The organism is Bernardetia sp. MNP-M8, from assembly GCF_037126285.1.
Taxonomy (GTDB): domain Bacteria; phylum Bacteroidota; class Bacteroidia; order Cytophagales; family Bernardetiaceae; genus Bernardetia.
Window position 1 is genome coordinate 4,998,434 of record NZ_CP147012.1, and the last position, 6,567, is coordinate 5,005,000.

A 6,567-nucleotide genomic window follows, 5' to 3' on the forward strand; every position below is an offset into this window, starting at 1 on the left:
AATTAAATTACACCATTTTTATAAAAAATAAAAATTGTAAATTTGTTCTTTTAGATTTGATAATACAATAATAATTAGTCAGAATTTACCATTACTCATAAAATGAATTTCATAGAAGTAGAAACAAAAGAACATAAAAAAGAATTTAATGATTTTGCAGCTCGTCTTTACAAACATAATCCCTATTGGATTCGTCCATTAAATAAAGATATAGAAATTGTATTTGATGAAACTCAAAATCCACTTTTTAAGCAAACTGGAGGAGAAAAAGGGGAAATAAAAGCACAAGCAATTCGCTGGCTTTTACAAAACAATACTGGAAAAACAATAGGAAGAATTGCAGCTTTCATAAATCCTAAAACTGTTTTGCAAGATAATGAACAACCTACAGGAGGAGCAGGTTTTTTTGAATGTATTAATGATGAGAAAGTAGCTTTTGCATTATTTGATAAAGCTAAAAAATGGCTTTCAGAGCGTGGAATGGAAGCGATGGATGCACCAATAAATTTTGGAGAACGTAATCAATGGTGGGGAGTTTTGATTGATGGATTTGATAAGCCTCCTAATTATCAGATGGGTTATCATTTTGAATATTACAAAGATTTTTTTGAAAAATGGGGTTTTCAAGAGTATTTTCAGCAGTTTACCTATGGACGTGAAATGTATGATGTTTCGGAAAGATTAGAAAAAATTGCTAACCGAGTGATGACAAAGGAAGGCTACTCTTTTTCTCATATCAACAAAGCAACTATTGACAAACATGCAGAAGACTTTAGAGAAGTATATAATGCTAGTTGGGGAAATCATGCAGGTGTAGCAAAACTTACAGTAGAAGATTCAAAAGCTCTTTTAAAGCAAATGAAACCTATTTTAGAAGAAGATTTGGTATGGTTTGCTTATTTTGAAGGAAAAGCTATTGGTTTTTATGTGATGTTACCTGAACTCAATCAGCTTTTCAAACACCTAAACGGAAAATTTGGCATTTTGCAAAAACTACAATTTCTGTGGCATAAAATGCAGAAGAAAAATAAAAAAGTATTTGGAGTAATATTTGGAGTTGCACCAGAATTTCAACGAAAAGGAGTAGAATTAGGGATGGTTATGGCATATCAAAAAGAGCGCAGAAGTAAACCTAACTATCAATATGACTACATAGAATTTAATTGGATTGGAGATTTTAATACTAATATGGTTAAACTTTGTGAGAGTTTGGAAGCTGAAAAAGTAAAAAGACATGCGACGTATCGCTATCTTTTTGATAGAACAAAACCATTTGAGAGAATGAAAGAAATCAAATAGTACAACAGACTTCCTAATCTGTTTCAAAGTAATAGTTGATAATCTACTAATTCAACAGACTGAAAAGTCTGTTATACAAATAAGAAAATGCTAAATAAAGAAGATAGTTGGGGAAATAGTGTAACTGAATTTTTCGATTACGCAGAAGAAAAAGAACAGTTGCTTTGGTCGTATTTATTCGAAAAAATAATTGACGTTACACCACGAAGTTATAAAAAACAGATTTTGCCTATTATAAAAAAAATAGGTGAAAAATCTTTTCGTACAATAGTGCATAGTTGGCTAGAACTTGTAATTCTTCAAAAACCCAAAACAGCTTTTTATGAAGATGAATCTGGATTAGAATACGAGCGAAATTATTTACTAGAATATCCAAATGAAACGATTTTTTCTCGTCTTATTCGTGCTTTACCTTTTGTAGCAGACCAAAATTCTATTGATTTGCTTTCCGAACTTGCTATTGAAGCAGGCAAAAATAGACCTTTTAAAAGCAATGATAAAACAGATAAAATCACAGGAATTGCTTCTTACAAACTTTCTGAACAAGCAATTTATGCCATTGCAGACATTGAGAATGTTACTCCTATTCAAGCACTGCTTTCTATACAAATTCAATTACAATCTCTTTCTTTAAAAAAATTAGTAGAAACTAAACTTACTCAAATTGCAAAAAAACAAAAAGTGGAGGTAATAGAGCTTTTAGAAAATCATTTGCCAGATTATGGACTAGAAAATGGATTTTTGGAAGGAGAAATTCATTCAAAACTAAATCCTGAAAAAATTTATGCCTATCAAATGCAGGTTATAGAAAATAAAGTAAAACTTACTTGGTTTGATACTCAAGGAAAAGAATTAAAAAGTGTTCCTGCTGCTCTCAAACGAGAATTTCCTAATAAAATAGAGAAACTAAAAAACACAGCCAATGAAGCACAAAAAACACTTACTCTACAAAGGCAACGTTTAGAAAAAACCTATTTAACTCAAAAAACTTTTACCTATTCACATTGGCAAACTGCTTACGCCAATCACGGACTTTTGGGAACTGTTGTAGAAAATTTGGTGTGGCAAGTAGAAATTAATACAACAAATTCTGATACAGAAAAAGAATGGAAAACAGTATGGTCTTCTTTTGGTCGCTTTGTCGACACTGATAAAAATCCTGTTAAAGTAAAAGAAAATACAAATATTCGTCTTTTACATCCTGCTTTCTTACAGAAACAAGAATTAGAAGATTGGCAAGAACTTATAAAACAGAAAGATTTAAAACAGCCTTTTCAGCAAGTTTTTAGAGGTGTTTTTGAAAGAAAAATAGATGAAAATGAAGAAAGCAATCGTTTTGAAGCAATAATTCTGAATCAGAAAAAGCTTCGAATGTTTGCCAAAGTACAAGGATGGAACTATAAATGGCTTACCTATCCGAAAATGAATCGTAGTTTTCTTACTTTTCAATTTGACTATAAACTTTACAATACAGAAAAAGCTACTAAATTAGAAGTAGAGTTTTGGGTAGAAGCATTACCAAGTCAGCCACAAAATGTAAAAACAAATGTTATTCGTCTTCATCAGAAAGCACAGTCACTTTCTTTTGAAGTTTTAGATAAAGTCACTTTTTCAGAAATTTTTAGAGTTATTAAACAGATTATTCATGTCTCTTCTGTAGATACTTCTATATAATTTCCTTGTATTAAATTTGTGTAATTGCAATGGCAGCAATACTTACTGTTTTTGCTCCCTTCTCTAAAAGCAGATTAATACAGGCTTCCAAAGTAGCTCCTGTAGTAACTACATCATCTACAATCAAAATATTTTTGTCTTTTATTTCTTCTGGGTTCGGCACTAAAAATCCTGCTTTCATATTCTCATATCGTTCTTGTCTTGATTTTTTCGTTTGAGAACTAGTATTTGTTACTTTCTCTAATCCGTGTTCTAAATGTGGAATTTTCCAAACTTCTGCTAAACCTTCTCCAAAACAAGCACTCTGATTATACCCTCTTTTTCTAAGTTTTTTTGGGTGTAGAGGGACAGGAATAATAACATCAAAATTTTTATGAAAATCATTTTCTAAAAGCTCTTGTCCATACCAATTTCCTATAAGTATTCCCACTTCTGGCGAATCCTTGTATTTGAGATAATGCAACATACTTTGTACATCTGCTGCTTTTTTAAAAAATAAATACGCAATAGCATGTTCTACCTTTGTTCTTCCCCAAAATTTTTGTGCTAAAGCATTCTCGTTATCCAAATGAAAATTTGTTCTAGGAAAACTAAATTTACATATCGAACAAATCGTTTTTTCTCCTTGCTCTATTACTCCTCCACAAGCCAAACAAACATCTGGAAAAAAGATATACACAAGAGCTGATAGATATTCTTTGAAAGTTGTCATAAGAAAATACAGATAGGAAAGATCAATTTTCAGAAATATACAAAATAAATTCAGCTTTGCCTCAATAAATTACTATTATTACTTGATTTACTCTAATAAATTTTTCGCCATCAGTTTTTTCACTAGGATGATATAAAAACTGTTTTCCACAAAAAAAGCCTTTCTAATCAATTATGATTAAAAAGGCTTAATTCTTTGTCCGTTCACAAATACATTCCTGCATTTGTCCTTATAAAGACGGGCGATGACCTACTCTCCCACGAATAGCGCAGTACCATCGGCGCAATAGGGCTTAACGGCTCTGTTCGGAATGGAAAGACGTGTACCCCTATGCTATGATCACCCTTTTTCTTTAGGTAAATTGTCTGGCTAGTACCAATGCAACTTACACAAGTTCTTAAAAAGTTCTTTAACAAGTGTTACTTTAACAAAGTAAGGTGTATAGTATATTTAAAAATTATGACTCTCCGTTTGCATATCGGAAAACCTACACTAACAAAAGACTACTGAGAAATTAGTACAGCTCAGCTCCATTTATTTCTAAACTTCCACCTGCTGCCTATCTACGTCATCATCTCTAACGTCTCTTAAGGGAAATCTCATCTTGAAGTCAGTTTCGCACTTAGATGCTTTCAGTGCTTATCTGTTCCAAACGTGGCTACTCAGCAATGCAGTTAGCACCACAACTGATACACCAGAGGTTTGTCCAACTCGGTCCTCTCGTACTAAAGTCAGATCTTCGCAAATTTCCTACGCCCACAACAGATAGAGACCGAACTGTCTCACGACGTTCTGAACCCAGCTCGCGTGCCACTTTAATGGGCGAACAGCCCAACCCTTGGGACCTTCTCCAGCCCCAGGATGTGACGAGCCGACATCGAGGTGCCAAACCTCCCCGTCGATATGAGCTCTTGGGGGAGATCAGCCTGTTATCCCCGGAGTACCTTTTATCCTTTGAGCGACGGCCTTTCCACACAGAACCGCCGGATCACTATGCCCTACTTTCGTACCTGCTCGACCTGTTTGTCTTGCAGTCAAGCTTCCTTATGCCATTACACGCTACATACGATTACCAACCGTATTGAGGAAACCTTGGGAAGCCTCCGTTACACTTTCGGAGGCGACCACCCCAGTCAAACTACCCACCACGCACCGTCCCTCTCACGAGGTTAGATGACAAATACAGAAAGGGTGGTATTTCAACAATGACTCCACAACGCCTAGCGACGCTGCTTCAAAGTCTCCCACCTATCCTACACATTCTGTATTCAACAACTATGCGAAGCTATAGTAAAGGTTCACGGGGTCTTTTCGTCCCGTTGCGGGTAATCGGCATCTTCACCGATACTTCAATTTCACCGGAATCATGGTTGAGACAGTGTCCAAGTCGTTACACCATTCGTGCAGGTCGGAACTTACCCGACAAGGAATTTCGCTACCTTAGGACCGTTATAGTTACGGCCGCCGTTTACTTGGGCTTCGATTCAAACCTTCGGATTACTCCTAAGCTCCCCTCTTAACCTTCAAGCACCGGGCAGGTGTCAGGCATTATACTTCATCTTACGATTTCGCAATGCCCTGTGTTTTTGTTAAACAGTCGCTTGGACCTTTTTATTGCAGCCGCTTATATCGCTATAAGACGGCACCCCTTCTCCCGAAGTTACAGGGTAAATTTGCCTAGTTCCTTAACCATGAATCTTCCGAGCGCCTCAGGATTCTCTCCTTGACTACCTGTGTCGGTTTGCGGTACGGGCTATTTAAATTAACGTTAACGAGGATTTTCTTGGAAGCTATTATGTAGATTATCAACGCCCCCGAAGGTTTGTCGTACTATTGCCTAATCCAATCTCTAGCGGATTTACCTACTAAAAACCTTTGCGTTTCGGCTTTAACGTCCATTTCTGTCAGAACGCACTACACTATTTACTCCGTCTCCCCTAACAATTTAAACGAGGTACAGAAATATTAATCTGTTTCCCATCGGAATCGCTCTTCAGCTTATCCTTAGGTCCCGACTAAACCTGAAACGATTAGCGTTGTTCAGGAAACCTTAGTCTATCGGCGAGGGGGTTTCTCACCCCCTTTATCGTTACTCATTCCTACATTTGCTTTTCTAAACGCTCCACTTTCATTCACAATCCAGCTTCTACGCATTTAGAATGCTCTTCTACCACTATGACTTCAAAAAATCATAGTCCATAGCTTCGGTAATAGATTTATGCCCGTGTATTATCGACGCCCAATCACTCGACCAGTGAGCTGTTACGCACTCTTTAAATGAATGGCTGCTTCCAAGCCAACATCCTGGCTGTCTCCGTAATCGGACCACCTTAGGTCAACTTAATCTATATTTGGGGACCTTAGCTGATGGTCTGGGTTCTTTCCCTCTCGGACTGCGACCTTAGCACCACAGCCCTCACTCCTGAGAAACATTTGTATGCATTCGGAGTTCGTCAAGATTTGGTAGGATGTGACTCCCCCTAGTCTTATCGGTAGCTCTACCTCACACAAACTATACTCAAGGCTGTTCCTAAAAACATTTCGAAGAGTACGAGCTATTTCCTAGTTTGATTAGCCTTTCACCCCTACCCACAGTTCATCCCAAGACTTTTCAACGTCAACGGGTTCGGTCCTTCACTTTGTGTTACCAAAGCTTCAACCTGACCATGGGTAGATCACTAGGTTTCGCGTCTACCCCAACTAACTACACGCATTATTCATACTCGCTTTCGCTTCGGCTGCAGCACTGAATGCCTTAACCTTGCTAGTTAGGTGTAACTCGTAGGATCATTATGCAAAAGGCACGATGTCAGGACATTAACGTCCCTCCAACCGCTTGTAAGCGCACGGTTTCAGGTCTTTTCACCCTCCTATTCGGAGTA

At 37.0% G+C, this 6,567-nt stretch carries 3 protein-coding genes and 2 rRNA genes (1 of these 5 running past the window's edge); 2 read left to right on the plus strand and 3 right to left on the minus strand.

Translation table 11 applies throughout. The features are described 5' to 3' along the window. Positions 1-102: 102 nt before the first annotated feature. Together V9L04_RS20200 and V9L04_RS20205 are read left to right on the plus strand one after the other, a co-directional pair. Positions 103-1,299, plus strand: a complete 1,197-nt coding sequence (locus tag V9L04_RS20200; protein WP_338791747.1) for a hypothetical protein — start codon at positions 103-105, stop codon at positions 1,297-1,299. 87 nt (positions 1,300-1,386) lie between these two features. Continuing rightward, a complete protein-coding gene (locus V9L04_RS20205) occupies positions 1,387-2,973 on the plus strand; it encodes a DUF4132 domain-containing protein (protein ID WP_338791748.1) in 1,587 nt (528 codons plus the stop codon). Positions 2,974-2,983: 10 nt separating this feature from the next. Here the strand turns inward: V9L04_RS20205 and V9L04_RS20210 are convergent, their stop codons facing one another. The 3 genes from V9L04_RS20210 to V9L04_RS20220 all read right to left on the minus strand — a co-directional run. Beyond that, entirely contained in the window at positions 2,984-3,685 is a 702-nt protein-coding gene (locus tag V9L04_RS20210) for a ComF family protein (RefSeq protein WP_338791749.1), read from the minus strand. A 236-nt stretch (positions 3,686-3,921) separates the two neighbouring features. Next, positions 3,922-4,032, minus strand: a 5S ribosomal RNA gene (gene rrf / locus V9L04_RS20215). Positions 4,033-4,178: 146 nt separating this feature from the next. Then, positions 4,179-6,567 (minus strand): 23S ribosomal RNA (locus V9L04_RS20220); it runs 499 nt beyond the window's last position.